The sequence below is a fragment of the Bradyrhizobium archetypum genome, assembly GCF_013114835.1.
Taxonomy (GTDB): Bacteria; Pseudomonadota; Alphaproteobacteria; order Rhizobiales; family Xanthobacteraceae; genus Bradyrhizobium; species Bradyrhizobium archetypum.
Window position 1 is genome coordinate 1,004,855 of the sequence record NZ_JAAVLW010000001.1, and the last position, 26,780, is coordinate 1,031,634.

The 26,780-nt window shown below is 63.7% G+C and carries 25 protein-coding genes; 15 read left to right on the forward strand and 10 right to left on the reverse strand.

The window, feature by feature from the left end; all coding sequences use genetic code 11:
• Nucleotides 1–56 precede the first annotated feature (56 nt).
• Together moaB and ypfJ are read right to left on the reverse strand one after the other, a co-directional pair.
• Nucleotides 57–620: a molybdenum cofactor biosynthesis protein B gene (moaB, locus tag HCN50_RS04435; RefSeq protein ID WP_171708365.1), complete on the reverse strand. Its 564-nt coding sequence runs from the start codon at nucleotides 618–620 to the stop codon at nucleotides 57–59.
• Between the two features lie 140 nt (nucleotides 621–760).
• Nucleotides 761–1,696 carry a KPN_02809 family neutral zinc metallopeptidase gene (ypfJ, locus tag HCN50_RS04440; protein ID WP_171708366.1) on the reverse strand — a complete coding sequence of 312 codons (936 nt, stop codon included), beginning with the start codon at nucleotides 1,694–1,696 and terminating at the stop codon, nucleotides 761–763.
• A 278-nt stretch (nucleotides 1,697–1,974) separates the two neighbouring features.
• On the opposite strand from ypfJ, the gene HCN50_RS04445 reads away from it, so the two are divergent.
• From HCN50_RS04445 to HCN50_RS04455, 3 genes are all read left to right on the forward strand, one after another.
• Entirely contained in the window at nucleotides 1,975–3,108 is a 1,134-nt protein-coding gene (locus HCN50_RS04445) for a site-specific DNA-methyltransferase (RefSeq protein WP_171708367.1), read from the forward strand.
• Between the two features lie 82 nt (nucleotides 3,109–3,190).
• A complete protein-coding gene (locus tag HCN50_RS33405) occupies nucleotides 3,191–3,676 on the forward strand; it encodes a hypothetical protein (protein ID WP_235976724.1) in 486 nt (161 codons plus the stop codon).
• Between the two features lie 136 nt (nucleotides 3,677–3,812).
• Nucleotides 3,813–4,499 carry a glutathione S-transferase family protein gene (locus tag HCN50_RS04455; protein ID WP_171708368.1) on the forward strand — a complete coding sequence of 229 codons (687 nt, stop codon included), beginning with the start codon at nucleotides 3,813–3,815 and terminating at the stop codon, nucleotides 4,497–4,499.
• 75 nt (nucleotides 4,500–4,574) lie between these two features.
• On the opposite strand, the gene HCN50_RS04460 is transcribed toward HCN50_RS04455, so the two are convergent.
• Nucleotides 4,575–5,009 carry a nuclear transport factor 2 family protein gene (locus HCN50_RS04460; protein WP_171708369.1) on the reverse strand — a complete coding sequence of 145 codons (435 nt, stop codon included), beginning with the start codon at nucleotides 5,007–5,009 and terminating at the stop codon, nucleotides 4,575–4,577.
• An 87-nt stretch (nucleotides 5,010–5,096) separates the two neighbouring features.
• On the opposite strand from HCN50_RS04460, the gene HCN50_RS04465 reads away from it, so the two are divergent.
• Nucleotides 5,097–6,062, forward strand: a complete 966-nt coding sequence (locus HCN50_RS04465) for a LysR family transcriptional regulator (RefSeq protein ID WP_171708370.1) — start codon at nucleotides 5,097–5,099, stop codon at nucleotides 6,060–6,062.
• Nucleotides 6,063–6,130: 68 nt separating this feature from the next.
• Here the strand turns inward: HCN50_RS04465 and HCN50_RS04470 are convergent, their stop codons facing one another.
• Complete coding sequence (locus HCN50_RS04470) at nucleotides 6,131–6,988, reverse strand: outer membrane protein (protein ID WP_171708371.1); 858 nt, start codon at nucleotides 6,986–6,988, stop codon at nucleotides 6,131–6,133.
• 366 nt (nucleotides 6,989–7,354) lie between these two features.
• Entirely contained in the window at nucleotides 7,355–7,972 is a 618-nt protein-coding gene (locus HCN50_RS04475; protein WP_171708372.1) for a glutathione S-transferase family protein, read from the reverse strand.
• Nucleotides 7,973–8,126: 154 nt separating this feature from the next.
• On the opposite strand from HCN50_RS04475, the gene HCN50_RS04480 reads away from it, so the two are divergent.
• Together HCN50_RS04480 and HCN50_RS04485 are read left to right on the forward strand one after the other, a co-directional pair.
• Nucleotides 8,127–8,501 carry a nuclear transport factor 2 family protein gene (locus tag HCN50_RS04480; protein ID WP_171708373.1) on the forward strand — a complete coding sequence of 125 codons (375 nt, stop codon included), beginning with the start codon at nucleotides 8,127–8,129 and terminating at the stop codon, nucleotides 8,499–8,501.
• 94 nt (nucleotides 8,502–8,595) lie between these two features.
• Nucleotides 8,596–9,882: a flavin-dependent oxidoreductase gene (locus tag HCN50_RS04485; protein ID WP_171708374.1), complete on the forward strand. Its 1,287-nt coding sequence runs from the start codon at nucleotides 8,596–8,598 to the stop codon at nucleotides 9,880–9,882.
• Here HCN50_RS04485 and HCN50_RS04490 read toward each other — a convergent pair.
• Nucleotides 9,851–10,306 (reverse strand): PaaI family thioesterase, encoded by a 456-nt coding sequence (locus HCN50_RS04490; RefSeq protein WP_171708375.1) that lies wholly within the window; start codon nucleotides 10,304–10,306, stop codon nucleotides 9,851–9,853. The two genes, HCN50_RS04485 and HCN50_RS04490, sit on opposite strands and share 32 nt — an antisense overlap.
• Before the next feature lie 75 nt (nucleotides 10,307–10,381).
• Complete coding sequence (gene mutY / locus HCN50_RS04495) at nucleotides 10,382–11,482, reverse strand: A/G-specific adenine glycosylase (protein ID WP_171708376.1); 1,101 nt, start codon at nucleotides 11,480–11,482, stop codon at nucleotides 10,382–10,384.
• Between the two features lie 173 nt (nucleotides 11,483–11,655).
• Between mutY and HCN50_RS04500 the strand changes: the two genes are divergently transcribed.
• The 8 genes from HCN50_RS04500 (at nucleotide 11,656) to HCN50_RS04535 (ending at nucleotide 21,545) form a co-directional block, all read left to right on the forward strand.
• Entirely contained in the window at nucleotides 11,656–12,135 is a 480-nt protein-coding gene (locus HCN50_RS04500) for a DUF721 domain-containing protein (RefSeq protein WP_171708377.1), read from the forward strand.
• A 117-nt stretch (nucleotides 12,136–12,252) separates the two neighbouring features.
• A complete protein-coding gene (locus tag HCN50_RS04505; RefSeq protein ID WP_171708378.1) occupies nucleotides 12,253–12,909 on the forward strand; it encodes a DsbA family protein in 657 nt (218 codons plus the stop codon).
• 230 nt (nucleotides 12,910–13,139) lie between these two features.
• Nucleotides 13,140–16,604 carry a chromosome segregation SMC family protein gene (locus HCN50_RS04510; RefSeq protein ID WP_171708379.1) on the forward strand — a complete coding sequence of 1,155 codons (3,465 nt, stop codon included), beginning with the start codon at nucleotides 13,140–13,142 and terminating at the stop codon, nucleotides 16,602–16,604.
• 148 nt (nucleotides 16,605–16,752) lie between these two features.
• Nucleotides 16,753–17,730, forward strand: a complete 978-nt coding sequence (locus HCN50_RS04515) for a small ribosomal subunit Rsm22 family protein (RefSeq protein WP_171708448.1) — start codon at nucleotides 16,753–16,755, stop codon at nucleotides 17,728–17,730.
• 285 nt (nucleotides 17,731–18,015) lie between these two features.
• Nucleotides 18,016–18,576: a LemA family protein gene (locus HCN50_RS04520; RefSeq protein ID WP_171708380.1), complete on the forward strand. Its 561-nt coding sequence runs from the start codon at nucleotides 18,016–18,018 to the stop codon at nucleotides 18,574–18,576.
• 141 nt (nucleotides 18,577–18,717) lie between these two features.
• Entirely contained in the window at nucleotides 18,718–19,905 is a 1,188-nt protein-coding gene (locus tag HCN50_RS04525; RefSeq protein ID WP_171708381.1) for a M48 family metallopeptidase, read from the forward strand.
• Between the two features lie 162 nt (nucleotides 19,906–20,067).
• The gene (locus HCN50_RS04530) at nucleotides 20,068–20,817 is read left to right on the forward strand and encodes a P-loop NTPase family protein (RefSeq protein WP_028346968.1); all 750 of its coding nucleotides are present in this window, start codon (nucleotides 20,068–20,070) and stop codon (nucleotides 20,815–20,817) included.
• Between the two features lie 59 nt (nucleotides 20,818–20,876).
• Nucleotides 20,877–21,545: a hypothetical protein gene (locus tag HCN50_RS04535; protein WP_171708382.1), complete on the forward strand. Its 669-nt coding sequence runs from the start codon at nucleotides 20,877–20,879 to the stop codon at nucleotides 21,543–21,545.
• A 371-nt stretch (nucleotides 21,546–21,916) separates the two neighbouring features.
• On the opposite strand, the gene HCN50_RS04540 is transcribed toward HCN50_RS04535, so the two are convergent.
• Together HCN50_RS04540 and HCN50_RS04545 are read right to left on the reverse strand one after the other, a co-directional pair.
• Complete coding sequence (locus tag HCN50_RS04540; protein WP_057841738.1) at nucleotides 21,917–22,456, reverse strand: adenine phosphoribosyltransferase; 540 nt, start codon at nucleotides 22,454–22,456, stop codon at nucleotides 21,917–21,919.
• A 135-nt stretch (nucleotides 22,457–22,591) separates the two neighbouring features.
• On the reverse strand, nucleotides 22,592–24,751 hold the full coding sequence (locus tag HCN50_RS04545) for an anthranilate synthase component I (RefSeq protein WP_171708383.1): 2,160 nt from the start codon (nucleotides 24,749–24,751) through the stop codon (nucleotides 22,592–22,594).
• A 325-nt stretch (nucleotides 24,752–25,076) separates the two neighbouring features.
• On the opposite strand from HCN50_RS04545, the gene HCN50_RS04550 reads away from it, so the two are divergent.
• Nucleotides 25,077–26,072, forward strand: a complete 996-nt coding sequence (locus tag HCN50_RS04550; RefSeq protein WP_171708384.1) for a VOC family protein — start codon at nucleotides 25,077–25,079, stop codon at nucleotides 26,070–26,072.
• A gap of 60 nt (nucleotides 26,073–26,132) precedes the next feature.
• On the opposite strand, the gene HCN50_RS04555 is transcribed toward HCN50_RS04550, so the two are convergent.
• On the reverse strand, nucleotides 26,133–26,780 hold a 648-nt coding region (locus tag HCN50_RS04555; protein WP_171708385.1), incomplete at its 5' end, for an NAD-dependent epimerase/dehydratase family protein.

Here is a 26,780-nt window from a genome sequence, read left to right on the forward strand (position 1 = left end):
ATCTCACACCACATCTCGGGATGCGCTAACGCGCGCCGGAATGACGGAATGGAATGTTAAGCCGACGCGCCCTTGGCCTTCGGCCGGCGCAGGTGCTCGTCGAGCCGCGGCATGATCTCGACGAAATTGCAGGGCCGCGTTCGGTAATCGAGCTGGGCGCCGAGGATGCCGTCCCACGCATCGCGGCAGGCGCCCGGCGATCCCGGCAGGCAGAAGATGAAGGTCGCGCCCGCTACGCCAGCGGTAGCGCGGCTCTGCACCGTCGAGGCGCCAATCTTGGCGTGGCTCAGCATGTGGAAGGCGACGGAAAAACCATCCATCCGCTTTTCGAACAGCGGCTCGACCGCCTCCGGCGTGACGTCGCGGCCGGTGAATCCGGTGCCGCCGGTGGTGATGATCGCATCGACATCAGGATCGGCGATCCATCGCTTGACGATGATGCGGATCGCATCGATGTCGTCGACGATGATCTCGCGCGCGGCGAGATGATGCCCCGCCGCCGTCAGCCGGTCGGCCAGCGTGGCGCCGGATTTGTCATCGGCCAAAGTGCGCGTATCCGAGATCGTCAGCACCGCGATGTTGAGCGGCACGAATTGTTTGGTTTCGTCGATGGAGGACATTTGCGCTTTCCCCGTGTCCCGGACGCGGTGCAGCGCGTAGCGATGCGCCGCAGAGCTGGGACCTATTTGTGTCCGAGTAGCATGGCCCCGGATCAGCAGCGCATCACTTCGTGCTGCGCAGCATCCGGGGCACGAGACCGTCACAACGCTCCCGCCGCAAACGTGTTGCAGGCCTGCACCGTGCCCTGCTGATAGCCGGTCATGAACCATTGCTTGCGCTGCGCCGCGGAGCCGTGGGTGAAGCTGTCGGGCACCACCCTGCCCGTCGACTGCCGCTGCAGCGTGTCGTCGCCGATCGCGGTTGCCGTCTTCAGCGCCGCATCGATATCGCCGGGTTCGATGAAGCCCGGACGCTTCTTCTCTTCGCGGTTCACCCAGACGCCGGAAAGACAATCCGCCTGCAGCTCGACCTTGACCTGCAGCGCATTGGCTTCCGCCTTGCTGCCGGCCTGCTGCTGCAGCCGCGTCACGCGCGGCAGGATGCCGAGCAGGTTCTGGATGTGATGTCCCGCTTCGTGCGCGATGATGTAGGCAGCCGTGAACTTGCAAGCACTGCCCGAACAGCCACGAAAGCGGGTCTCGACCTCGCGGAAGAAGCCGGTGTCGAGGAAGATCTGCTTGTCCGGCGGGCAGTAGAACGGCCCCATTGCCGACTGCGCCATGCCACAGCGGCCGCCATTGGTGGCGTTGCGAAACAGCACGATGCGCGGGCCGGTGTAGTTCTGGCCGCTGGACTGAAAGATCTCGCTCCAGCGGTCGTCGATCTCACCCAGTATGCCCGCGATCATGCTGCCGACTTCGTCCTTCGGCGCGCCGGTCTTGCCCGATCCCGACCTGCGATCGGTCTGATACGTCGGTGCGTGGCCGCCGCCGGTGAGGATTTCGGCGCCGCCGATCAGGATGCGCGGGTCAATGCCGAAGGCATAGCCGACGAGGCCGAGCACGATGATGGTGCCGATGCCGAGCCCGCCGCCGCCCATCGGCAGGCCAAAACCGCCGCCGCCTCCCATTCCGCCGCCACCCTCGTCGCGACGGTCTTCAATGTCGTCGCTGCGGCGGAAATCATCGTAACGCATGGCGCTATTTCCTCATCCCCGGCTGTTTGCTCGAATGTCCAACGCGGCAATCACGTAAAATTTCCATTTCATTAATCAATAACCCGCCCGGCAAAAATTGCCTAGTGCGCAAGCCGTCGCAATCTCTGATGGCAATCTTGCCGGTGATAGCTCTTCGCATTCTCGTTCGATAATTTTCTTGGTTAAGTCGATTTTTACTTTGCCCGGTCAATGTATCGCCAGTCGGTTGTTTAGTCCCGCGTCGCCGACAGCGTCGCCTGAGTCAGAGTAATTGAGTCATGGTTGTGTCGCGTCGCGGGGCGTCTGCAAAGGCGCCCCGCACCAAATTTGAGTCTGACTCCAGCACTCGTATCGTCGTCGGCGATTGCGTCGCCGAGATGTCGAAGCTTCCGGCCGGTTCGGTCGATCTGGTGTTCGCAGACCCCCCGTATAATCTCCAGCTCAAGGGCGAACTCAAGCGCCCCGACGAATCCCATGTCGATGCCGTCAATGACGACTGGGACAAGTTTTCGTCGTTCGCCGCCTATGACGATTTCACCCGCGCCTGGCTGCTCGCCTGCCGCCGCGTGATGAAGCCGTCGGCGACGCTGTGGGTGATCGGTTCCTATCACAACATTTTCCGCGTCGGCGCGATCATGCAGGACCTCGGCTTCTGGGTCCTCAACGACATTGTCTGGCGCAAGACCAATCCGATGCCGAATTTCCGCGGCCGCCGCTTCACCAATGCCCATGAAACCATGATCTGGGCCGCGCGCGACGAGAAGGCCAAGGGCTATACGTTCAATTATGAAGCCTTGAAGGCCGCCAATGAGGATGTGCAGGCGCGATCCGACTGGCTGATCCCGCTCTGCACCGGCGAAGAGCGCCTCAAGGACGCCGGTGGCAAGAAAGTGCATCCGACCCAGAAGCCCGAGGGGCTCTTGGCGCGCGTGTTGCTGTCGTCGTCGAAGCCGGGCGATCTCGTGATCGATCCCTTCAACGGCACCGGAACCACCGGCGCCGTAGCAAAGCGCCTCGGCCGCCGCTACATCGGCTTCGAGCGCGACAAGACCTATGCGAAGGCGGCCGAAGCGCGCATCGCGGCGGTCGAACCGCTGCCGGAGGCGACACTGGCGCCGTTCATGACGGCGCGCGACGCTCCGCGCGTGGCATTTTCCGAGCTGATCGAGCGCGGCATGATTCCGCCCGGCACCAAACTCGTCGATTCCAAAAAGCGGCACGGCGCCCTGGTCCGTGCCGACGGCGCCATCATGCTCGGCGACAAGGTCGGCTCGATCCACCGGATCGGCGCCGTCGCGCAGGGCTCGCCTGCCTGCAACGGCTGGACCTTCTGGCACGTCGAGACCAAGAACGGCCTCAAGCTGATCGACGAGCTGCGCGCCGAAATCCGCTCGGAAATGGCGGCAGGCTAAGGCTCCGATTTCATCCCCAAGGGAATGTCCGGCGTAGCTCGACGGTCTGCCGCGCCAATGCGCCGCAGCGTGCATATGGTTTATGGCGCGTTATCGCGTGAAAGGTGGCTTACCCATACTTGGCGCAACCGGCCTGATCGGCTGGCATGGCAGCCGTGTGATGCATGCAGGTAGAAAAGTGCCCCTTTGCCGATATTTGGAGGCATACTGCTCGCATTCATTTTTCCACAAAGATTGCTCCCATGCGCACGCGAGGCTCCGAGTCCCTATTGTGCTGCCGTTGCTGCCGATCTTCCTGATCGGCTTGTTTCCCATGCTGCTGCTGAGCTTGCTCGGTCCTGCCGGGTTGGTCATCCTTGGCATCCTCGTCGCCTGTGCCGGTCTGACCGATATTCTGGACGCCAGCGGCACCTTCAGCGAGCAGATCATCGTCCATGGTTATGCGCGAGGATCGGAACGCGCAGGCCAACGCACCGCCCTGCATTCGGAAGTCCGCTTTGCGTCGACCATGATTGCTTGCGGCGGCGCCCTTGCGGTCGCCGGGATCGGCGGCCTGTTCATCTCGTAACGCGCGGCTGCTCACGAACTCGTCGCTTGCGTCTGCTGCAAAAATTTGAGCATGGACGTGGCGAACGGCGGCATTGCTGCCATATTCGAAATCCGCAACACGCGTTCCTGCAAGAAGCAATGGGGGAAAATTCCAGATGCTCAAATTCTATTTCAACGGCTCGCCCAACCCGACCAAGGTCGCGCTCTTCCTCGAGGAAGCCGGCATCGCCTATGAGCCCGTCCCGGTAGACACCCGCAAGGGCGATCAGTTCAAACCGGAATATCTCGCCATCAATCCGAATGCCAAGGTGCCGGCGATCGACGATGACGGCGTCAAGGTGTTCGACAGCAACGCCATCCTGCTCTATCTCGCCGAAAAGACCGGCAAGTTTCTGCCGCCGAACACGCCGTCCAACCGCGGCGAGTTGCTGTCATGGCTGATGTTCGCCGCCACCGGCGTCGGCCCCTTTTCCGGCCAGGCCGTGCACTTCAAGCATTTTGCGCCAGAGAAGATCGACTACGCCCACAACCGGTACCAGTACGAAGCGCAGCGGCATTACGGCATCCTCAACGACCATCTCGCCAAGCGCCGCTACATGGTCGGCGAGACCTATACCATCGTCGACATGGATGTCTGGGGCTGGGCCCGCATGATGGCCTTCGTCATAGGCGAAGACGCAGCCCCGAAATACCCCAACGTCAAGCGGCTGGTGGACGAGATCTCGGCCCGTCCCGCCGCGGCTAAGGCGATCGCGCTGAAGGATAAGTTCAAATTCAAGGCCGAGATGGACGACGAAGCCCGCAGCAACATGTTCAAGCACATGTCGGTGAAGGCCGCCTGATAAGGCTCACTCAAGCAAAACGGCGTCCTCGCGGGCGCCGCTTTCATTTGCGACCCAGCCGTCGCATGCGCGGCTTCAAACTACGGCGGCGAGCTTTCGCTCCGCCGGGAACGGCCCGAGCACGCGCTCGACCAGCGCCGAGTCACAATATTCCTTGATCTGCTTGATCTTGCCGTTTTCGATCCGCCAGACCATGCAGTACTGATTGTCGTAGCGCTCCCCCGCCTTGGTGACGTTGTCGCCGCGGGCTTCGACCACGACGTAATCACCTTCCGCGATGAAGTTGAACGCCAGCGTGCGCGGCCGTCCGGCGGCGAGCAGCGAGCGCAGATGACCCATCAGGCGGTTATTGATGGCATCACGGCCCTTGAACTCCCCCGACCAGGAATATTGGCCGGTGACAATCCAGGTGACATCCTCGGCGATGTTGTCGAGAAAGGTTGTTCCACTGCGGTTCGCTGAATCCGTGTAGATTTGGTGCACCAGTTTCTTGTTCGCTGCTGCGCTCATGGCGGCATCTCCTTATCCGATGTCGAAATCATCGCGCGCCGCGCAGCATTCTTCCAATCGATAGCGATTATGATATATATTCACACGATGAATTTGAATTCGCTTGACCTCAATCTCCTGGTCGCGCTCGACGCGCTGCTCCGCGAAGCCAATGTCAGCCGCGCCGCGATGCGGATCGGGCTGTCGCAGCCGGCGGCGAGCCACGCGCTGCAGCGGCTGCGCGATTTGATCGGCGATCCGCTGCTGGTGCGAACCGGCGCGCGGATGGAGTTGACACCACGGGCGCAGGCCTTGCGCGCGCCGCTGGCGCAAGCGCTTGACCAGGTGCGCGCGCTGTTCATCGCCGATGAGTTCGATGCCGCAAGAAGCGAACGCCAGTTTCGCCTGATGATGCCGGATCTGGCGGTCGAGCTTTTGATGCCGCCGCTGATGGAGAAGATCACCAAGGCCGCGCCAAACGTCCGGATCGACGTGGTACCATGGCGCGGGCCGGCGATCTTCACGGCGGAATTCGCCCGCACCATCGATCTCGTGATTTCGATCGGCAACGCCTTCTCCGGATTCCACCGGCAGCGGCTTTACACCGACAGCGACGCGCTCGCCATCCGGCGTGGCCACCCGGTCGGCGCGCGGCTGAAGCGGATCGAGACCTTTCTTGATGCGCGCCATGTCGCGGTCGTGATCCGTGGGCAGAGCGAGGACCTGATCGACATGTGGCTGCGCCCCAAGGGCATAGAGCGACGCATCGCACTGGTCGTATCAGGCTATCTCGAGGCGCTGCATGTGGCCGCGCGCACCGATCTCGTCGCCTTCGTGCCGCGTCGCCTGATCGGCGCACTGTCGAAGCAATTGTCGCTCGCGACCGTGACACCGCCGCTCGATCCCGGAATCGACGAGCAGTTCATGTTCTACCCGACCCGCGCCCAGATGGACCCCGGCTCGATCTGGCTGCGCAAGCTGATGCTGGAGACCGGCCGCGAGTTGGATACGCGCAAGACCCCGTCCAGGACAGCCGGATCCACGCGCTCGCAATCGTGGGCAGCAGCCAGCTAACGCGTCAGTAAAAAGCCCTGGATTTCTCCAGGGCTTTTAGGTGGCGATGGCCGCGATAGGTGCCGATTCTAGAAGCGATAGTTGATGCCACCCTTCGCGGTATGAAGATCGAAGTGCGATGTGTTGGCCGAATTGCCTGGGATCGCGAGCGTTGTACCGCCGCTACGCAGGCCAAGATAGAGATACTCTGCCTTGAGCGACCAATTGCGGTCAAATGCCCACTCAATGCCGCCGCCAGCTGAATAGCCGTAGTGAAAACCGGAACTGGATGCGCTGCTGTTCGACAGTGCGGCTTGTTGCGCCGGGGAATAGTTAGGAGCAAATGAAAATACGACGCTGTCCACGGCGAACCTGGTCTGCGCGTCAGCCCAGGCGAAGCCACCAGTTACGTACAGCAGCACCCTATCCGCGGCGTAGCCGACCCGGCCTCTAACCGTACCGAACGCATCGATGGTTTGCTGAAGCCGTGCAACGCCAGTGTAACGGCCATCGTCGCCGCCGATGCTTGCATTGACGAAGAACGGTTTGGCATCTTGGCCGCGCATGCGGCCGAAGCTAGCGTCGGCTTCGAGGCCGAAGACCCAGCTGCTGACTTGCCAGTTATAGCCAAGCTGGAAACCCCCGAAGCCGCCCTTCGGATCGGCCGACAGGCCGAACGGCGGCGTGGTGGGCGGGACGCCGCCGCCAAAGCCATTGATAATAGCGGCGGGGACAATTGCGGTGGTGTAGGCAGCGGGGCTGAATGTCGCCGTTGCAGGATCGTTAGCGTCAGCGTAACCGCCATGCGCGCCGATGTAGAAACCCGACCAATCGAAAGCAGGACTGACCGGAGGCGCTTTGGTGTAAGGCCTTGCAGCCAAGTCGGCGGCTGAGGCGGAAGCCGCTGACAAAATAATGAGGGCTGCGGCCAAGCAATGCTTTTTCATTTTGGTACCCTTAAATAAACGGCCTAAATCACCTTACCTTCTAAATTATCTTACCTTCGAATCGGGCCGCTGGCTGTCGCTTTCGTGCAACAGGGGAACCTTCAATTTGAACGTGAACCTGACCTGCAGGACGGGCTGGTCGTCGTCTCGGACCTGCTCGTCAGGATGAGGCTTGATATCGTAGATGGGGGTAACGGACCCGGTCCGCCTTCCGAGCAAGCCGCGCTTGCCAGCGGTCACGGCAACCGCACTCACAGGCCGGACATATGGATACAAGCGATTCGATCTCGGACCACGAGGCCGCGGTGCGGCCTTATCCATAGAGAGGTGCTTCGCAGTCGTTAGGGTGAGGTCTGACGTACAGTCTCAACCCTTCTCTTCCGCCAGCACCTTCTGCACGGCCGGGCGCTCCGACATCCGCTTGCGGTGAGCGGCCACCTTCGGCAGCGTCGCAACATCGACTCCGTCGCCTTCGAGCCAGAGCGCGATCGTAAACAGATAGGGGTCGCAGACCGTGTATTGATCGCCCATCACCCACGGTCCCTTCAACATGTCGCGCTCGATCAGCGCGAAGCCGGCGGCCATGGTTTCCGGCACCTTGCGCTTCATGTCGGCAAACGAGGATTCCTCGGTCGCCCAGCGATAACCGCGCATCTTGTGGGCGTGCGACACATGCACGGTGGAGCAGAGATAGCTGTTGAAGGATTGCGCCTGCGCGAACGCGAAGGGATCAGCGGGCGCCAGCTTCGCTTCTGGAAAGCTGCTCGCGATGTAGGCGAGGATCGCCGGCGTCTCGGTCAGCGTGCCGCGATCGGTCACCAGCGCGGGCACCCGCCCCTTCGGGTTGATCGCCAGATATTCTGCCGTGGTCTGCTGGCGGTTCTTGAAGTCGAGCCGTTCCGCCGTGTAGGCGGCGCCGGCCTCCTCCAAGGCGATATGCGAAGCGAGCGCGCAGGTACCAGGGGCGGTGTAAAGCTTGAACATGGCGGTCCTCATCGGGAAAGCCGGACGTTACCGGCAGGCCGCCGTGCCGTCCACCCCCGGCGGGTGGAGTTGCCCCTCGCGGTTCAACGCTGATGATCGTATCGTCGGCGGGATCATGAGCGCCATAGAGACCGAGGTTCAAGGACGGCATGCAATGGACACGCGCGCAATCACCAACACTGTGATGCAGTATATGGCAGCATGGAACGAGCCTGGTGATACCGCCAGGCGCGCCCTGCTCGCGCAATGCTGGAGCGAGGACGGCGTCTATGTCGATCCGACCGCTTCGCTCAATGCGCGCGACGCCCTCGCCGCCCACATCGCCGCGGTGCTGGCGAGCCGGCCCGGCGCACGGCTGGAATTCATGAGCGGTATCGATATCCATCACAACATGGTCCGCTTCCTCTGGCGCCTGGTGCGCGCGGATGGATCAACCGGCGATACCTCGATCGATTTCGGCGAGATCGGTCCCGACGGGCGGCTGGTGAAGATCGTCGGCTTCTTCGGCCCGGCCCCGCCGCTTCCGTAAATCGCCGGGTCCGCAAGTGACTCCACCGGCCCTTTGCAGTTGCCCCCTTCCCTCCCTCATGTCATGACGCCCCGGGAAGCAACAGGGGCGTATCATGACGGTTCTCATCGCGGGCGGCGGCATTGGCGGGCTGACGCTGGCGCTCAGCCTGCACCAGATCGGCGTTGCCGCAAAAGTCTTCGAGAGCGTGCCGGAATTGCGGCCGCTCGGCGTCGGCATCAACGTGCTGCCGCATGCGGTGCGCGAACTGATCGAGCTCGGCCTGCATGATGCGCTCGATGCGGCCGCCGTCCGCACCAAGGAGCTCGCCTATTTTTCCAAGCATGGCAAACCGATCTGGAGCGAGCCGCGCGGCATCGAGGCCGGTTACAAATGGCCGCAGTTTTCGATCCATCGCGGCACGCTGCAGCAGATTTTGCTCGAAACCGCGGTCGAGCGGCTGGGCAAAGAAAACATCCTGACCAGCCATCACCTCTCCGGCTGGACCGAAACCGCAAACGGCGTCCGCGCGGAATTCATCGACAAGGCAACCGGCCAATCAAAAGGCCATCACGACGGCGCGCTGCTGATCGCGGCCGACGGCATCCATTCGGCGGTTCGCGAAAAACTTTACCCCAAGGAAGGCCCGCCCATCTGGAACGGGCGCATCCTGTGGCGCGGCATCACCGACAGCGACGCCTTCCTGTCCGGCCGCACCATGATCATGGCCGGTCACGAAATCCTGAAATTCGTCTGCTACCCGATCTCGAAGCAGGCCGACAGCCGAGGCAAATTCCGGATCAACTGGGTGGCCGAGCGGCATATGCCGCCGACCTATCAGTGGCGGCGCGAGGACTATAACCGGACCGCAAAACTCGAAGAGTTTCTGCCCTGGTTCAAGGACTGGAAGTTCGACTGGCTCGACGTGCCCGGCCTGATCGCGGACTGCCCGCACGCCTATGAATACCCTCTCGTCGATCGCGATCCGATCCCGCAATGGACGTTCGGCCGCGTCACGCTGATGGGCGATGCGGCCCATCCGATGTACCCGATCGGCTCCAATGGCGCGTCGCAGGCGATCCTCGACGCGCGTGTCATTACCCGCGAAATTCTGGCGAAGGGGACGACCAACGCGGCGCTGGTCGCATATGAGGCCGAGCGGCGGCCCGCAACCACCGACCTCGTGATGCTCAACCGCCGCAACGGTCCCGAGCAGGTGATGCAGATGGTCGAAGAGCGCGCGCCCAATGGCTTTGGCGTCGTCACCGACGTGCTCTCGCAGCAGGAGTTGGAAGACATCGCTGCCAACTACAAGCGTGTCGCCGGCTTCCAGGTCGAGGGGCTCAACGCCAAGCCGCCGATCGTCCAGATCACGCGGGAAGCGCCGCGGGCAGCGAGCTAGCGGACGGCGCGATTGCCTTAGCCGTTTCGACCAGCCGCGCACTCGTTGAGGCGGTCGCAAGCACCGTGCCATCCTTGGCCATCAGCCGCCCCTCCACGAAGGCCACCGTCTTGCCGAGCTGGGTGACGTTGGCCTCGCCCGTGATCGGCCCTGGTCTGGCGGGGCTGAGAAAATTCACCGTCATGGTGATGGTCGCCGTGTAGAGTTTTCCCTCGGTCATCACAAACACCGCCGGCCCCATGGTGTCGTCGAGCATCGCCGAGAGAATGCCGCCCTGCACGAAGCCGGCCGGATTGCAGAAATCCCGCTTGCCGTCGAAGCCGATCCGGATCCAGCCGTCCTTCGGCCGCGCGTCGAGCAGGCGCCAGCCGAGCAGCTTTGAGGATGGCGGTGCGGTGAAATTATCGAAGACCGTGCTGACCATGGGAACCTCCGTCAGGCTCCCTCCTATCGCAGCCCTGCTGCCAGCATGGTGTCAGCAGCGAGCAGCCTCGCATCTTCAGATGTCCAGCCCGTGCGCGATCGCCTTGCGCATCACGTTGGGCAACGCCTCGTCGGCGAGCGTTGCGATCGGCACCCAGCGCATGCCGTCCGGCGGCCGCGTGCGCGCCGGCACTGTTGCGGCATAGACCACGAGCTCGAGCGGAAAATGCGTGAACACGTGGGTGACGACGCCTGTCTTGCGATGCCAGCGTGAGATGGCCGTAAGCGCAGGTGCCTGCTTCAGCGCCTCCTTGTCGTCCTGTCCCGCCAGCCATTCTGAACCCGGCACTTCCGTCATGCCGCCGAGCAAGCCTTTTTCCGGCCGCGTGCGCACCAGAAGCTCATCTCCGCGCGTGACGATGAAGGCGGCGCCGCGACGCAGGTCGCCCGACTTCTTCGGCGCTTTGCGCGGAAACGTCTCCTGGTCGCCCAGCAAGCGGGCGGCGCAATCCTCGTTCAGCGGACAGAGCGCGCAGGCCGGCTTCTTCGGCGTGCAGATCGAGGAGCCGATATCCATCAAGGCTTGCGCGCTGTCGCCGGCACGCGCGGGACCGAGCAACGTCGCCGCCAATTCCTGGATACGTGGCTTGGCCTGCGGCAATGGCTCCTCAACCGCGTAAAGCCGCGACACCACGCGCTCGATATTGCCGTCGACCGGCATGGTTCGGATGTCAAAGGCGATCGCTGCGATCGCCTTGGCCGTGTAAGGCCCGATCCCCGGCAATTGGCGCAGGCCTCCCTCGGTGTCGGGAAATATCCCGCCATGGTCGCGCAGCACGGCAACCGCGCAGGCATGCAGATTGCGCGCGCGCGAATAGTAGCCGAGCCCGGCCCACATCCGCAGCACGTCATCCACCGAGGCGCGGCCGAGCGCAGCGACATCCGGCCAACGCGCCACAAACTTCTCGAAATATGGCCCGACCGTTTTGACGCCGGTCTGCTGCAGCATGATCTCTGACAGCCAGACCCGGTACGGATCGGCCCGCTCGCCAGCCAGCGGCCGCCACGGCAACCGGCGGCGATGGCGGTCGTACCAGTCGAGCAGCAGCGCGGGGCGATCGGCGCTTTCAGCAGGTGCTGCCTGTCGTTTGATTTTGGCGGCCGCGGAAGCAGTCATCCGCCTACTTTAATGCCGGAACGCAAATCTCTCCACGTCATCCCCGGGGGCTTGTCCCGGGCATCCACGTCTTTCTTGCGCGTTGATTCGAGACGAAGCTGGCCGGTCAACCCGCTGACGACGAGCTTGCACTGGCGGTTTCTACTGTAATTGGCGCCGTGTTATAGAGCCCCATGTCCAAGCCCGGCCCGATCTCGGCAAAACCGCTTTCCGTTCTGCTCAGGGACGTATTCTCCGACGCCTACGCCAAGCAGGGGTTCGCCGCGCGCGAATTGGTGACGCGCTGGGCCGACATCGCGGGGCCGGAAATCGCCGCCTATTCCGAGCCGCTCAAGATGCAGTGGCCGCGGCCTGTGGAGGGCCAGCCGCAGGAACCGGCCACGCTGGTGTTGCGGGTGGAAGGTCCGATGGCGCTGGAGATCCAGCATTCGTCCGACGTCATCCTGCAGCGGGTCAACCGCTTCTTTGGCTGGAGCGCGGTCGGCCGGCTGGCGCTGCGGCAGGCGCCGCTATCGCGCCGGAAAGGCCCCGCGCGCCCCCGCGCCCCCGACCCGAAATCGGTGGCAAAGGTTGCCGAAACCCTCTCCGCGGTCGAGGACGAGGAACTGCGCGCCGCGCTGGCGCGCCTCGGCGCGGCGATCAAGCGAAATTGAGCCTTTTGCGCGGCTCGCCCCGCGCAAGGCGCCATTGCCACAACTGGCGTTTCAAGCTAGCGAAGGCTTCTTTTCGTAGGTTCTTTCGGGCGTGAACGCGCCAATCGGGAGCAGACTTTGATGATCACGCGCCGCGCCTTCACCGCAGCCCTCTCATTGACCGGGCTTGGCCTGCTTGCCGGCTTCTCGCCGCTGCGGCTGATCACGGATGCGATGGCGCAGGGTCCCGCCGATGTGGCCAAACCGGTGTCGCTGCCCGACATGGCGCTGGGCCCGGCGAATGCCACGGTCACCATCACCGAATTCGCCTCGATGACCTGCCCGCATTGCGCGGCGTTCACCGAAAAAGTGTTTCCGAAGATCAAGTCGGAATTCATCGACACCGGCAAGATCCGTTTCGTGTTCCGTGAATTCCCGCTCGACATCAAGGCCGCCGCCGGCTCGATGCTGGCGCGCTGCATCGCCAAGGACGATGCGCCGAAATATTTCGCCGTTGTCGATCTCCTGTTCAAACAGCAGAATGACTGGGTGGTGAAGAACACCACGGAGACGCTGACCCGGATCGGCAAGCAGGCCGGCCTCACCCAGACGCAGGTCGAGGATTGCCTGAAGGATCAGGCGCTGCTCGACAAGATCGCCGCCGACCAGAAATATGCCGCCGAGGTGCTCAAGGTGCAGTCGACGCCGACCTTCTTCATCAATGGCGAGATGCTCAAGGGCGAACAGAGCTTCGACGAGTTCGCAAAGCGTATCAATTCGATGCTGAAGAGCTGATTCGCGCGGGCCCCGATTCATCCGAGCCCACAAGTCCAGCAAAAGACGCCACACAAGCGCCTCAAATCCCTTGGGAAAAGCCCCGCGGGGCCGTTGCTCTCCGGTCTCCGCCTCGCCATTGTCGCGAGCCATAAGAGCCGCAGCCAGCGGTTCGTCCACACAACGACATTGCCTTCTATGGTATTGTCACGGCAGGGAGATTCGCGCCCGGCCAACAGAGAATCGTGTTCATGAAACTCACGCGCCTCCGCCTCCATGGTTTCAAGTCCTTCGTCGAACCCACTGACTTCGTGATCGAACCCGGCCTGACCGGCGTGGTCGGACCGAACGGCTGCGGCAAATCCAATCTGGTCGAGGCGCTGCGCTGGGCGATGGGCGAGACCTCGCATAAATCGCTGCGCGCCGCCGATATGGACGCGGTGATCTTCGCTGGTTCCGGCAACCGGCCCGCGCGCAACCACGCCGAAGTCACGATGACGATCGACAATGCCGACCGTACGGCGCCGGCCGCCGTCAACGACAGCCACATCCTGGAAATCTCCCGTCGCATCGAACGCGAGGCCGGTTCCGTCTATCGCATCAACGGCCGCGACGTCCGCGCCCGCGACGTTCAGATCCTGTTTGCCGACGCCGCCACCGGCGCGCGTTCGCCGGCGCTGGTTCACCAGGGCAAGATCGGCGAGATCATCCAGGCCAAGCCCGAACAGCGCCGCCGCGTGCTGGAGGACGCCGCCGGCGTCGCCGGCCTGCATGCGCGCCGCCACGAGGCCGAGCTGCGGCTGAAGGCCGCCGAAACCAACCTCACCCGCGTCGAGGACGTGATCGGGCAGCTCTCCGGCCAGATGGAGGGGCTGAAGAAGCAGGCTCGTCAGGCCATTCGTTTCCGCGAAGTCGCGGCCAAGGTGCGCAAGGCCGAGGCGACCTTGTTCCACCTGCGTTGGCTGGAAGCCAATGCCGACGTCGCCGAAGCCGCCCACACCCACGACATCAACGTGCGCGAAATGGCCGAGCGCACCCGCGAGCAGGCCGAAGCTGCGCGGATCCAGGCGATCCGCGCCTCCGAACTTCCTGCGTTGCGCGAGGGCGAAGCCCGCGCCGCGGCGGGGCTGCAGCGCCTCACCAATGCGCGTGAACAGCTCGATCGCGAGGAAGAGCGCGCCAAGGAACGCGTCGCCGAGCTCGACCGGCGGCTGAATCAGTTCACCGCCGACATCGCGCGCGAACAGCAGCAAACGTCGGACGCCGAGGTCGCGCTGCAGCGGCTCGACACCGAGGACGCCGAGTTAAAGGAAGAGATCAAGTCGCGTGTCGAAAAGCGCTCCGGCGTTGATGAACGCGTCTCGGAAGCGGAGGCGACGCTGGCCGCGGCCGAGCGCATGTTCGGCGAGCTGACCACCGCGCTGGCCGACCTCACCGCCAAGCGCAACCAGTTAGAGGCCGGCGTGCGGACTCATCGCGACCGGCTGGCCCGGCTCGATCAGGAAATCGCCACCGTCCAGGCCGACGAGCACAAGCTGAGCGAGGAGACTGGCAATCTCGGCGACATCGACGCGCTCGCCGCCGCCATGGAGACCGCGCAAGAAACGCTCGCCGCATCCGAAGCTGCAGCGCAAGCCAGCGAGACCGGTCATATCGCCGCGCGGCAGAAGCTCGAAGCCTCCCGCGCTCCGCTCACCGAGGCTGAAAAGCGTGTGCAGCGGCTGGAGACCGAAGCCCGCACGATTTCAAAACTCGTCAACGCCGAAACCAAGAACCTGTGGCCGCCAATCATCGATGGCGTCACCGTCGCCAAGGGTTATGAAAAGGCGCTGGGCGCTGTCCTCGGCGACGACCTCGACGCGCCGGTCGATCCCTCTGCACCGATGCGCTGGACCAACGCAGGCGCGAGCTTCGACGATCCGCCACTACCGGACGGCGTCGATTCCCTCGCCGCGCATGTCGAGGCGCCGTCCGAATTGAGGCGCCGGTTGGCCCAGATCGGCGTGGTGTCGAAGGAACGCGGCGCCGAGCTCGTCTCGCAATTGAAGACCGGCCAGCGGCTGGTGTCGCTGGAAGGCGACGTCTGGCGCTGGGACGGCTTTATCGCAGCCGCGCATGCACCGACCGGCGCCGCCCGGCGTCTTGCCGAACGCGCACGCCTCGTCGATATCGAGCACGAGCTGGAGCAGGCCCGTAGCGATGCCTCCGCCAAGCGGCGGGCGCTTGAAGACGCCGAGGCTGAGCTGAAGGCGGCGTCCGCCGCCGAGACCGCCGCCCGCGAGGCCTGGCGTGCCGCGCAGCGCGAGGCCGATGCGGCACGCGAACGCCATGCCACAACCGAACGCGAGATCAACCGCCATGCCGCGCGCAAATCGGCGCTGACCGAAGCCCACAGCCGCCTTGCCGCCGATCGCAGCGAGGCCGAGGCGGCGCATGAGAGCGCCAACGCTGCGCTGGCCGAATTGCCCCCGACGGACGAGACGGAAGCAAAACTTAGCGCCGTTCGCACCGAAATCGATGGGCACCGCCGCTTTGCCGCACAGGTGCGGGCCGAGGCGCAGGCGCTGGCGCGCGAAGCCGAACTGGCCGACAAGCGCGTGCAGGCAATCACAGCCGAACGCACCGAATGGCAGAACCGCAAGCAGAGTTCGGCATCCCAGGTTGCCACCGTCGAGGCGCGCATCACCGAAGTGACGGCTGAACGGGCCGAGTTGGAAAATGCCCCGGCTGTGTTTGCCGAAAAGCGCCGCGCGCTGATCAACGAGATCGAGTCCGCCGAAGGCGCCCGCCGCGTCGCTGCCGACGCGCTCGCCGCCGCCGAAAGCCTGATGGCGGAGACCGACCGCGCCGCCAAGGCTTCGCTCGAAGCCCTCTCCTCCTCCCGCGAGGCCAGCGCCCGCGCCGAGGAGCGCATGGAAGGGACCAAGCGCCGGCTCTCTGATATCGAGCGCGAGATCCACGACATGCTCGAAGTCGAGCCGCATGCGGTCGCCGGGCTCGCCGAGATCGAGCCGGGCGCGGAACTGCCGCCGCTCAACGAAATCGAGGAAAACCTCGAAAAGCTGCGCCGCGACCGCGAGCGCTTGGGGGCCGTCAACCTGCGCGCCGAGGAAGAGCTGCGCGAGGTCGAAACCCAGCACACTGCGCTCGCCACCGAGCGCGACGACCTCGTCGAGGCCATCAAGCGCCTGCGCCAGGGCATCCAGAGCCTCAACAAGGAGGCCCGCGAGCGGCTATTGACCTCGTTCGAGACCGTCAACGACCACTTCAAGCGGCTGTTCGTCGAGCTGTTCGGCGGCGGTGAAGCGGCGCTGCATCTGATCGAGAGCGACGATCCGCTGGAGGCCGGCCTCGAAATCATTGCAAAACCGCCCGGCAAGAAGCCGCAGACGCTGTCGCTGCTCTCGGGCGGCGAGCAGGCGCTGACGGCGCTGGCACTGATCTTCGCGGTGTTCCTCACCAATCCGTCGCCGATCTGCGTGCTGGACGAGGTCGATGCGCCGCTCGATGACCACAATGTGGAGCGCTTCTGCAACCTGCTGCACGAAATGACGTCGTCGACGGAGACCCGCTTCATCATCATCACCCACAATCCGATCACGATGGCGCGGATGAACCGGCTTTTCGGCGTCACCATGGCCGAGCGCGGCGTCTCGCAACTGGTCTCGGTCGGCCTGGATGATGCCGTGAAGATCCTCGATCAGAACGTGGCGTGAGGTTGTTAATCCCACCCTGTTGACGTCATCATCCGCGAAGGCGGATGATCCAGTACGCCGCGCTGTCTATGATCGTCAGAGCCGCCTCGGCGTATTGGATGCCCCACCCGGTGCGCAGTTGCGCACAAGGCGGGGCATGACGAGAATTATGACCTCACCCGATCTCCCCACTGAGCTGAAAGCCGCGCTCGACAGCAAGCTGCGCGGTTTTTCGCGCAGCGATGCCGCCGGCCGTGCCTCGGTGATTTCGCAAGCCTACCGGGGCGGCGGCGGCTCCGGCACCATCCGCACCGAGGCGGACGCGCTCGCTTATGCGCTGGCGCGAATGCCTGCGACCTATGCCGCGGTCACGGCCAGCCTGAACGCGCTCGCCGAGATCCGGCCGGACTTCGCTCCGAAACGCCTGCTCGATGTCGGTGCCGGACCGGGCACCGCCACATGGGCGGCAGCCGAAACATTCTCGTCACTAGCAAATTTCACCCTGCTGGATGCCAACGACGCGCTCCGCACACTGGCACAAAATCTGGTACGCGGCAGCATGCGCCTGCACGACATCGCCTACGAGCGCGGCGAAGCGCGCGCGGCGCTGGCGAAGACGGATGCCGCCGACCTCGTCATAGCGAGCTACATGATCGGCGAGATCGGTGATGCCGAACAACGCGCGATTGCCGAGCTGATGTGGGCAAAGACGGATGACACGCTGCTCGTCGTCGAACCGGGCACGCCCACCGGCTATGCGCGGATCATCGCACTGCGCGCGCACCTGATCGCGCTCGGCGCCCATGTCGCCGCGCCCTGCCCGCATGACGGCAAATGCCCGCTTCAGCCACCCGATTGGTGCCATTTCAGCCAGCGCCTGCAGCGCTCGCGTGCGCATATGCAGGTCAAGGGCGCGGAGGTGCCGTTCGAGGATGAGAGATTTTCCTATGTGGCGCTGACGCGCGTGCCGGTTGTTCAGCGCCCGTCCCGGCTGCTCGCGCAACCGATTGTCAACAAGGTCGAGATAACCGCCAAGCTCTGCACCCCGGAAGGTCTCGCTTTCACAAAGGTGCCTCGCCGCGCCAAAGCGGATTATGCCCGCGCACGTCGCTGGCGGTGGGGCGACCCGGTGATGGAAGAAAGCTGACCGGGACAGCCGTCTCGTACCCCGGACGCTGCGCAGTGCGCCGCACTTGCGGCGTGGTGCGCTGCAGATCCGGGGTCCATACCTCCCGGCAACGATGGGTCCCGGCTCTGCGGTGCATCGTCAAGGGACGCTGCACCGCGTCCGGGACACGAGCGAATGAACTTATCCGCCCCATTTCCGACTAACGCCATGCCCCAAGTCGCCTCCCACCTCGCGGGCGGGCTGCCGCGCGCTCGTTTTTCGTCTAGTTTCCCTCATCTTTCGTCCCTTCAGGAGTTGTCCGTCATGTCGACCGGCTGGATCGTTCTCGGCGTCATCGTAATCATCGTGCTGTTTGCCTTCGCCGCGTACAACCGGCTGGTCGCGCTCAGCCAGCGCGTCGGCCAGGCCTTTGCCGACATCGACGTCCAGCTCAAGCAGCGCCATGACCTGGTCCCGAACCTGGTCGAGACCGTGAAGGGCTACGCCGGCCACGAGCGCGGCACGCTCGACGACGTCATCAAGGCGCGCAATTCGGCGATATCGGCGCAGGGGCCGGCGCAGGTGTCGGCTGCCGAGAACCAGCTCTCCGGCGCGCTCGGCCGCCTGATCGCGCTGTCGGAGGCTTATCCGGACCTCAAGGCCAACGCCAATTTCCAGCAGCTCGCGAGCGAACTCTCCGACCTCGAAAACAAGATCGCGGCCAGCCGCCGCTTCTTCAACAACGCGGTCCAGGAATACAACACCGGCATCCAGCAGCTTCCCGCCGCGCTGTTTGCCGGCATGTTCGGCTTCACCCGCAAGGAATTCTTCGACCTCGGCGCCAGCCGCGGCGAAGTCGAGACGGTGCCGAGCGTGAAGTTCTAAGATTGTCCAATGCCTCGCTTTCGTCATTCCGGGGCGCGCCGGAGGCGCGAACCCGGAATCTCACTGCACCCAACCCTCTCGAGATTCCGGGTTCGTCGCTTTGCGACGCCCCGGAATGACCGTGGTTAGCGGAACGCAAATATGGCCGCATACGGTCTCTACACGCATATCGCATCGAACAAGTTTCGTTCGATGCTGCTGCTCGCCGGCCTGTTTCTACTGATCTATGTGCTGGTGTTTGCCGGCGCGCTGGTTGCGGAAGTGGTCCTCAATAGCGGTGCTTCCCTCAACTATTATCTGACGCATGCGTCGCGCGACCTGATCGCGGCCTTCCCCTACGCCACGATCGCTGCCGCGCTGTGGATCGTGATCGCCTATTTCTTTCACCAGAACATGATCGATGCTCTGACCGGCGGCGAGAACGTGACGCGGCAGCAACAGCCGCGGCTCTACAACCTGCTCGAAAACCTCTGCATCTCACGCGGCATCCCGATGCCGAAGCTGAAGGTGATGGACAGTCCGGCCCTAAACGCCTTCGCCACAGGCCTCAACCCGCGGCAATATTCCGTGACGGTGACGTCGGGCCTGCTGCGGGCGCTCAACGACCAGGAGATTGAGGCGGTGCTCGGCCACGAGCTGACGCATATCCGCAATGGCGATGTGCAGTTGATGGTGGTCGCCATGATCATTGCCGGCGTGGTGGGCTTTTTCGGTGAATTATTCTTTCGCATGTTCACTAACCTGTCGTGGAATTCGACCGGCAGCGACTGGTCTTCATCGTCCTCTTCGCCCTCGTCTTCGTCATCCGACCGCGACAGCAAGGGCGGTGGCGGCGCGATCATCGCGGTCATTATCGCGGTGGTGCTGATCCTGCTGGCCTGGCTGTTGTCGCAGGTCGTCAAGCTGGCGCTGTCGCGGTCGCGTGAACTATTGGCCGATGCCGGCTCGGTCGAACTGACCAAGAATCCCGACGCCATGATCACGGCGCTGCGCAAGATCGAGAATCGCGGCGAACTGCCCGGCGCGACGTCCGCGGTCATGGAGCTCTGTGTCGACAATCCGCGCGAAGGGTTTGCCGACCTGTTCGCCACCCATCCGTCGGTCGACGCCCGCGTCAAGGCGCTGGTGCAATTCGCCGGCGGTCACGATCCAGGCCCGCTGGCCTTGCCGCCGGGTACGGCGGACGAAACCGATGGGTCGGAGGAATCGGCGACCGAGCAACTCCCTCCACCCGCTTCCCGCGGCCCCTGGAGCGACGCCGGCGCCCCCGCCGGTATTCCGGGCGCGCGTCCCGGCCCCTTGGATGGTCCCTGGGGCCCGCACCGCTAAATTGCCGCCCGGCCGCCCCGGATTAACGAATTCCGTGCGAATAATGGCGATAGCCGTCTAAGGAATTGAATTCTCCCTTGTTTCTGCCATGTTCGCGCCCAAAGCAGGATTGGGGCATGCCGATCGCTCCCCGCGGTCGGAACTGCTATTCAAGGGAATTCCATGGCAAAGCCAGTCGTGATTGTGGTGGGCGCGGACAAGGGCGGAGTCGGCAAGACGACCGTGTCGCGGACGCTCCTGGATTACTTCAGTGCCAACAACGTGCCGACCCGGGCCTTCGACACCGAATCGCCGCGCGGCACGCTGAAGCGCTTCCACCCCGACATCACCGAGATCGTCGACATGACGACGACGTCGGATCAGATGAAGATCTTCGATACGCTGAGCGCCGGCCCCTCGGTCACCGTGATCGACGTCCGCGCCGGATTGCTGTCGCCGGCGCTGGCCTCCCTGCGGGATATCGGCTTTCTCGACGCGGCCAAGGCCGGCCAGATCACCTTTGCCGTGTTCCATATACTGGGCCCCTCGATCGCCTCACTGGACGAGATCGCCGAGACTGCGAATTTCATGCAGGGTGCCAAATATTTCCTGGTGAAGAACTTCATCAACGACACCCAGTTCTTCCAGTGGGATCAGTCGACCTACAACTCCTACTTCCACCGCATCAAGGACGCGACCGATCTCACGATCCCGAAGCTCAATGAAATGGCCTATGAGCAGGTCGAGGTTTCCTCCGTGCCGTTCCTCAAATTTGTCGCCAACAAGGGCAAGGACGACGAGGCCGCGAACTACTCGTTCGTGCTGCGCGGCTATGTCCGGCACTGGCTCGCCAACGTCTGGAGCGAATTCGATCGCATCAAGCTGACCGATCTGGTCGGCGCCAAGCCCGGCGTGCGCGGCGGCGAAAAATAGTCGCACAGCCGCCGCGACGGGGCTGGATTAGCCGAAAAATTCCTTTGATATAGCGGGTGATGAGCTCCACGCCTGTCTACATCATCTGCTCGCCCCGGCCGCTGGTCGGCAAGACGCTGCTCGCACGGCTCTTAAGCGAGTTCCTGCTGCTGAAAGACGGGGCGGTTGCCTCCTTCGATATTAACCTGAAGGAACCGTCGCTGCTCGAATATCTGCCGCGCCTCACCGAGACGGCCGACGTGATGGACACCTACGGCAAGATGCTGCTGATGGATCGCCTGATCGTCCACGACGGCATCGCCAAGGTGCTCGACCTCGGCTTTCATGCGTTCGACGAATTCTTCAAGATGACCAATGAAATCGGTTTCCTGAAAGAAGCCGTGCGGCGTCGCGTGGCGCCGGTCATCCTGTTCGTGGCCGACACCGATCGCATTTCCGCGCGCAGCTACCCGATGTTGCAGGAGCAGATTCCGCCGAAAGCGCTGATTACGGTCGACAACGAGTACGTCGTGCGCGGCGAACTGCCGCCGGCGATGGGTGTGGGACAGGTCCTGCGGATCCCGGCGCTGCCCTCGTTCCTGAAGACCTATATCGACCGCCTGAGCTTTTCCTTCACCGACTACCTGCGCAACGAGCGGGACTCCTCGACCGAGCTGCACCAGTGGATCCGCCGGAACTACACCAGCTTTCGCGAGCTCGAACTCAGCCTGCTCCCGCAGCGACCGTGACACCTCCGCAACGACAAATATTACCCCGGTAATATTGACTAGCCCCGGTGAGCGGAGCGGCACCCGGGACCTTCGCTCCTCGCATGTCGCGCAGCCTGCCATCGGGCGAGCATTCGCGCGACCCGTTGGCTCATGCGGGCTATAAATCATCACCGGACGCAATCCGCCGCGAGATCGCCGACCCACACTCAATTGTCATCGCCCGGCTTGACCGGGCGAGCCAGTATTCCAGAGACAGCAGTGATTGAATCGAGAAGCCGCAGCGTACTGGATCCCCGCATGCGCGGGGATGACAGTGGTGTGTGCGTCGTTATCTCCGCGTCATTGGGCGCGCAGCGACTTGTCCGTCGTAGCTCGAAGAACGAAAAACTCTAATGCCCCTCGAACGCCATCAGCGTACGCACCGGCACTTCCATCGCGCGCAGCTTGGCGGCGCCGCCGAGATCAGGCAGATCGATGATGAAACAGGCCGCGACCACGTTGGCGCCGATCTGGCGCAGCAATTTCACCGCGCCTTCCGCGGTACCGCCGGTGGCGATGAGATCATCGACCAGGATGACGCGCTCGCCGGGGTGGACCGCGTCGGCATGCATTTCCATCTCATCGAGGCCGTATTCCAGCGAATAGGCAATCCGCACCGTGGTGTGCGGCAGCTTGCCTTTTTTCCGGATCGGCACGAAGCCCGCGGAGACCTGATGCGCCACCGCGCCGCCGAGGATGAATCCCCTCGCCTCGATGCCGGCGACCTTGTCGATCTTCAACCCGGCCCAGGGCTGCACCAGTTCGTCGACCGCACGGCGGAACGCGCGCGCATCCGCCAATAGCGTCGTGATGTCGCGAAACAGGATGCCCTTCTTCGGGTAATCCGGAATGGTGCGAACGGTGGCCTTGATGTCGTGATCGAATGTCATCGGTGTCTCTTTCCAATGCGGGGCGATGCGCAGCATCGAACTATGGTGCGCAATTGCGCACCTGAGAATCTCGAGATTCCGAGTGTGGTGCTAACGCAACATCCCGGAATGACGTGCCGCAAATTTTGCATCAGTTCATACCGCCTTCAGCCGGAACGCATTCTCGACGATCCGCAATCCCACCTCGCCGCCAAGCGACATCAGCGATTCCGGATGAAACTGCACGCCGCCGACCGGCAGGGTCTTGTGTTCGATCGCCATCGCGACGCCGTCCTCCGTGGTCGCGGTGACTTCAAGTACATCGGGCACGCTGTCGCGCTCGACATAGAGCGAATGATAGCGGCCGATCACAATTTCATTGGGCAGGTTCTGCATCAGGCGCCCGCCGCGCACCTGGATCCGCGAGGGACGACCGTGCGCAGGCTGGCCGAGCTGGCCGAGCTGGCCGCCAAAATATTCGCCAATCGCCTGCACGCCGAGGCAGACGCCGAAGATCGGCAGCTTTTTGTCGAGCGCCCTGCCGATGGTTTTGGAAATCCCGAAGTCCTCGGGGCGCCCGGGACCTGGCGACAGCACCAGAAGATCCCAGCCCTTCTGCTTCAGCATCTCCTGCGCATGGATGTGACGGACCACCGTCACGCTGGCGCCGACCTGGCGGAAATAATCCGCCAGCATATGCACAAAGCTGTCGTCATGGTCGATCAGGAGCACCTTGCGGCCGGAACCGGTGGCGTCAGGTGCAAAGGCCGACAGCGGTTTTGGTGCGTCGCCCCGCAGCGCCTGGAATAGCGCGGCTGCCTTGACCTGGCATTCGCGGTCTTCGGCGGCGGGATCGGAATCGAACAGGCAGGTGGCGCCGACGCGCACTTCGGCCAAACCATCCTTCATGCGGATGGTGCGGATGGTGAGGCCAGTGTTGATGCTGCCGTCGAAATTCACCGCGCCGATCGCGCCGGCATACCAGCGCCGCGACGAGCGCTCATTGTCCTCGACGAACTGCATCGCCCACAATTTCGGTGCGCCCGTCACCGTGACCGCCCAGGCATGCGTCAGGAACGCATCGAGCGCATCGAAGCCCGGGCGCAGCATGCCTTCGACATGGTCGACGGTGTGGAACAGTTTCGAATAGGTCTCGATCTGCCGCCGCGCCAGCACCTTGATGGTGCCGGGAATGCAGACGCGCGCCTTGTCGTTGCGGTCGACATCGGTGCACATATTGAGCTCGAACTCGTCCTTTTCCGAATTCAGCAACTGCCGGATCTGCTCGGCATCGCCGATCGCATCGACACCGCGCGCGATCGTGCCCGAGATCGGGCAGGTCTCGACCCGCCGTCCGTCGGAGCGCACGAACATTTCCGGCGAAGCCGACACCAGGAATTCGCCGTCGCCGAGATTCATCAGCGCGCCATAGGGCGACGGGTTGATACGGCAGAGCCGCTGAAACACTTCGGCCGGCGAGCGCTCGCAGGGCTCGGCAAAGAGCTGCCCCGGCACTGCCTCGAACAGGTCGCCGCGCGCGAACGCCGCGCGCGCGACCTCGACGGTTGCCTGATATTCGCCGGGCGCGTGATCGGCAAAGCCCTGCCTCGGCATCTTGGCATAGACGCTCCCGGCCGTATCGCGCGGCAAGCCTTGCGTGGATTTGCCCTTCCACGCGAATTCATAGCTCAACGCCACGCCGCGGCCGGTGGCGCGATCGTAGGCCAGCAGGCGATCGGGCACATAGAGCACGATATCGCGCTGGTCGGCCTCGCGCGCGCGCTTCTGCACGAGATCTTCGATCTGGAACACGAGGTCGTAGGCGAAGGCGCCGTAGAGGCCGAGCAGCGGATCGTCATTGGCGGCAAGGGCGGCGATGAGATCGCGCACCAGCGACATCACGCTGGCGCGGCGGGTGCGCTGGTCTTCCTCGACCGGCGCGGCGCCGCGGATGATGTGGCCGGCCAGCCGCGTCGGGCTTTTTTCCGAAATGACCACGCAGGGCTCGCGCAGCACCTCGCCCAAAAACGCGATCAGTACCTCGCCGCGCGGGTTCAGCGCCGACAGCGAAAAGTTCGCGCCGACGGTTTCCAACACCAGCGGCGGATCGGCAAAGCCGAGGTCAAAGCTCTCGTAGCGGCCCGGCACCGTTGTGCCGGAGGACAGGACGACGCCGCGGCGGCGGTCGAGCAGTTCGATCAGATCGTCCAGGCGTTTGGCGTTGCCGGTGAACTGCTCGACGACGCGCGAAATCGCCAGGCCGCCGCTGCTGCGGTATTCGCTGTGCTCGGGCAGGGAGAAGACTGTCCTGTTCATGTGATCCTCTTACGAAACTTCGGAAGGACGCGCCACACAGGACAAACGAAGGGGACCGTCGCACTGCGATGGCGACCTTCGACGATTGAAAATGAAATCGCACCGGCCACCTCTTAGGAGGTGCGCCACCAGAGACGGCAGGGGGTAATAACGGTGCTCATGGCACCTAAACACCATCCGGCGCCAATGATGTCAAGGGAGAGGCCGGCCGGGATGCCCCTTCCCTGCCCTATGTTTGGGTGTCGGAAAACAGCAAACTTGCGTAGGATTTGAGCAAAGCAGCCGCGTTTCCGACGCGCAAAGACTGCGAATGACGGAGGCAAGGATGGCATTACTGGGTCTGGGTTATGCCGGGTTCGGATCGGCCGATCTCGAAGATTGGCGGCAGTTCGGGACGGGCCTCGTCGGCCTGCAGGCCGTGGAGCGTGGCAACTCCCTGCTGGCGTTCCGGATGGATGACCGTAAGCAGCGCATCGTGATCGATCGCGCCATGGGCGAAGGCGCGCGTTTCTTCGGCTGGGAGGTCGCCGACGGGGCTGCGCTGGACGCGCTGGCGGCGCGGCTGGAAAAAGCCGGCGTATCCGTTGTGGCCGAACCGCAAATGCTCGCTGATGCCCGGCGCGTCCGCAGCCTGATTTCGTTCCACGATCCCGCCGGCAACCGCCTGGAGGCGTTTTACGGCGCCGAGATCGACGAGACGCCGTTCTTGCCGGGACGATCGATCTCCGGTTTTCGCACCGGCCCGCTCGGCCTCGGGCATGCCGTACTGACGGTCGAGAACATCGAGCCGATGATGGAATTCTATGTCGACGTTCTTGGCTTCGGCCTCTCCGACTACATCACCAAGCCGTTCCGCGCCTATTTCTTCCACGTCAACGCCCGCCATCACAGCCTCGCGCTGATCGAGACCGGCAGGAACGGCATGCATCATCTGATGGTGGAGCTATTCTCGCTCGACGATGTCGGCCAGGCTTACGACGTCGCGCAGACGGAGGAAGGCCGTGTCAGCGTCACGCTCGGCCGCCACACCAATGATTTCATGACCTCGTTCTACGCGAAAACGCCGTCGTCCTTCATGATCGAATGCGGCTGGGGCGGCCGCGAGATCGATCCCGCGACGTGGCAACCGGTCGAGATGCACGACGGCCCGAGCCTGTGGGGTCATGAGCGCGTCTGGCTGCCGGCCGAAGACCGCGCGGTGGCGCGCGAACTGCGCCTGCGCGCCGCCGCGTCAGGACTGCGTGCGCCGGTTCAGGTGATGGAAGGCAATTACAAGCTGATGTCGGGGACGTGCGCGTGGTGGGACGGAGTGAAAGGCTAGCCGGCACCTCATCAAGACTGTCGTCCCGGCGAACGCCGGGACGACGGCGTGCTTGCTGCGCTATTCGCGGTAGCACCCCTGTTCGATCTCTTCCATCAGGCCGCGTGCCCGCGGCTGCCATCCGAGCTCTTGCCGCGCGCGCTTTGCCCGCACACGGCTGTTCGAAGCCATCGTGTCCTCGGCGGTGCCCTCGCCCCATTCGGCGACAGCTTCCTGCATCGGCATCGCCGTTGGCGGTCCGGCAAAGCCAAGCATGCGGTTGATCGCCTCGCAGGCCTCGCGCATCGAATTCTCGCCGTTCTCGGCGAAATAGAAGCTGCCTTCCGGCGCTTTCTCGATCGCAAGCGCGTAGAGCGGCACGAGATCGTCGATATGCACGTTCGACCAGATGTTCTCGCCCGGCCCGGCATGCGCCGCGTTGCCGCGCTTTTTGGCCAGCTTGATCAGCAGCGGCACCTGCACGCTGTCGCGACCTGCGCCATGGCCGACGCCATAGATCAGGCTCGGACAGATAATGACGGGACGACAGCCCTTCTCCTTGAAACCAAGGATGAACTCGTTCAGCGCGACCCGTGCCACGCGTGCAGGCGATGGCGTGATCGGCGTGTCTTCGTCGAAAATATTGTCGGAGCGCTCGCCGCGAGCGCGTGTGCCGACAATGCTCGAACCTGACGTATGGATGAAAGGTTTGCCGCTTCCCGCAAGCGC

Bases quoted from the DNA above. Each gene is read 5' to 3' on its own strand.
- moaB (WP_171708365.1), bottom strand. From the start codon at position 620: ATGTCCTCCATCGACGAAACCAAACAATTCGTGCCGCTCAACATCGCG.
- ypfJ (WP_171708366.1), bottom strand. From the start codon at position 1,696: ATGCGTTACGATGATTTCCGCCGCAGCGACGACATTGAAGACCGTCGC.
- HCN50_RS04445 (WP_171708367.1), top strand. From the start codon at position 1,975: ATGGTTGTGTCGCGTCGCGGGGCGTCTGCAAAGGCGCCCCGCACCAAA.
- HCN50_RS33405 (WP_235976724.1), top strand. From the start codon at position 3,191: ATGGCGCGTTATCGCGTGAAAGGTGGCTTACCCATACTTGGCGCAACC.
- HCN50_RS04455 (WP_171708368.1), top strand. From the start codon at position 3,813: ATGCTCAAATTCTATTTCAACGGCTCGCCCAACCCGACCAAGGTCGCG.
- HCN50_RS04460 (WP_171708369.1), bottom strand. From the start codon at position 5,009: ATGAGCGCAGCAGCGAACAAGAAACTGGTGCACCAAATCTACACGGAT.
- HCN50_RS04465 (WP_171708370.1), top strand. From the start codon at position 5,097: ATGAATTTGAATTCGCTTGACCTCAATCTCCTGGTCGCGCTCGACGCG.
- HCN50_RS04470 (WP_171708371.1), bottom strand. From the start codon at position 6,988: ATGAAAAAGCATTGCTTGGCCGCAGCCCTCATTATTTTGTCAGCGGCT.
- HCN50_RS04475 (WP_171708372.1), bottom strand. From the start codon at position 7,972: ATGTTCAAGCTTTACACCGCCCCTGGTACCTGCGCGCTCGCTTCGCAT.
- HCN50_RS04480 (WP_171708373.1), top strand. From the start codon at position 8,127: ATGGACACGCGCGCAATCACCAACACTGTGATGCAGTATATGGCAGCA.
- HCN50_RS04485 (WP_171708374.1), top strand. From the start codon at position 8,596: ATGACGGTTCTCATCGCGGGCGGCGGCATTGGCGGGCTGACGCTGGCG.
- HCN50_RS04490 (WP_171708375.1), bottom strand. From the start codon at position 10,306: ATGGTCAGCACGGTCTTCGATAATTTCACCGCACCGCCATCCTCAAAG.
- mutY (WP_171708376.1), bottom strand. From the start codon at position 11,482: ATGACTGCTTCCGCGGCCGCCAAAATCAAACGACAGGCAGCACCTGCT.
- HCN50_RS04500 (WP_171708377.1), top strand. From the start codon at position 11,656: ATGTCCAAGCCCGGCCCGATCTCGGCAAAACCGCTTTCCGTTCTGCTC.
- HCN50_RS04510 (WP_171708379.1), top strand. From the start codon at position 13,140: ATGAAACTCACGCGCCTCCGCCTCCATGGTTTCAAGTCCTTCGTCGAA.
- HCN50_RS04515 (WP_171708448.1), top strand. From the start codon at position 16,753: ATGACCTCACCCGATCTCCCCACTGAGCTGAAAGCCGCGCTCGACAGC.
- HCN50_RS04520 (WP_171708380.1), top strand. From the start codon at position 18,016: ATGTCGACCGGCTGGATCGTTCTCGGCGTCATCGTAATCATCGTGCTG.
- HCN50_RS04525 (WP_171708381.1), top strand. From the start codon at position 18,718: ATGGCCGCATACGGTCTCTACACGCATATCGCATCGAACAAGTTTCGT.
- HCN50_RS04530 (WP_028346968.1), top strand. From the start codon at position 20,068: ATGGCAAAGCCAGTCGTGATTGTGGTGGGCGCGGACAAGGGCGGAGTC.
- HCN50_RS04535 (WP_171708382.1), top strand. From the start codon at position 20,877: ATGAGCTCCACGCCTGTCTACATCATCTGCTCGCCCCGGCCGCTGGTC.
- HCN50_RS04540 (WP_057841738.1), bottom strand. From the start codon at position 22,456: ATGACATTCGATCACGACATCAAGGCCACCGTTCGCACCATTCCGGAT.
- HCN50_RS04545 (WP_171708383.1), bottom strand. From the start codon at position 24,751: ATGAACAGGACAGTCTTCTCCCTGCCCGAGCACAGCGAATACCGCAGC.
- HCN50_RS04550 (WP_171708384.1), top strand. From the start codon at position 25,077: ATGGCATTACTGGGTCTGGGTTATGCCGGGTTCGGATCGGCCGATCTC.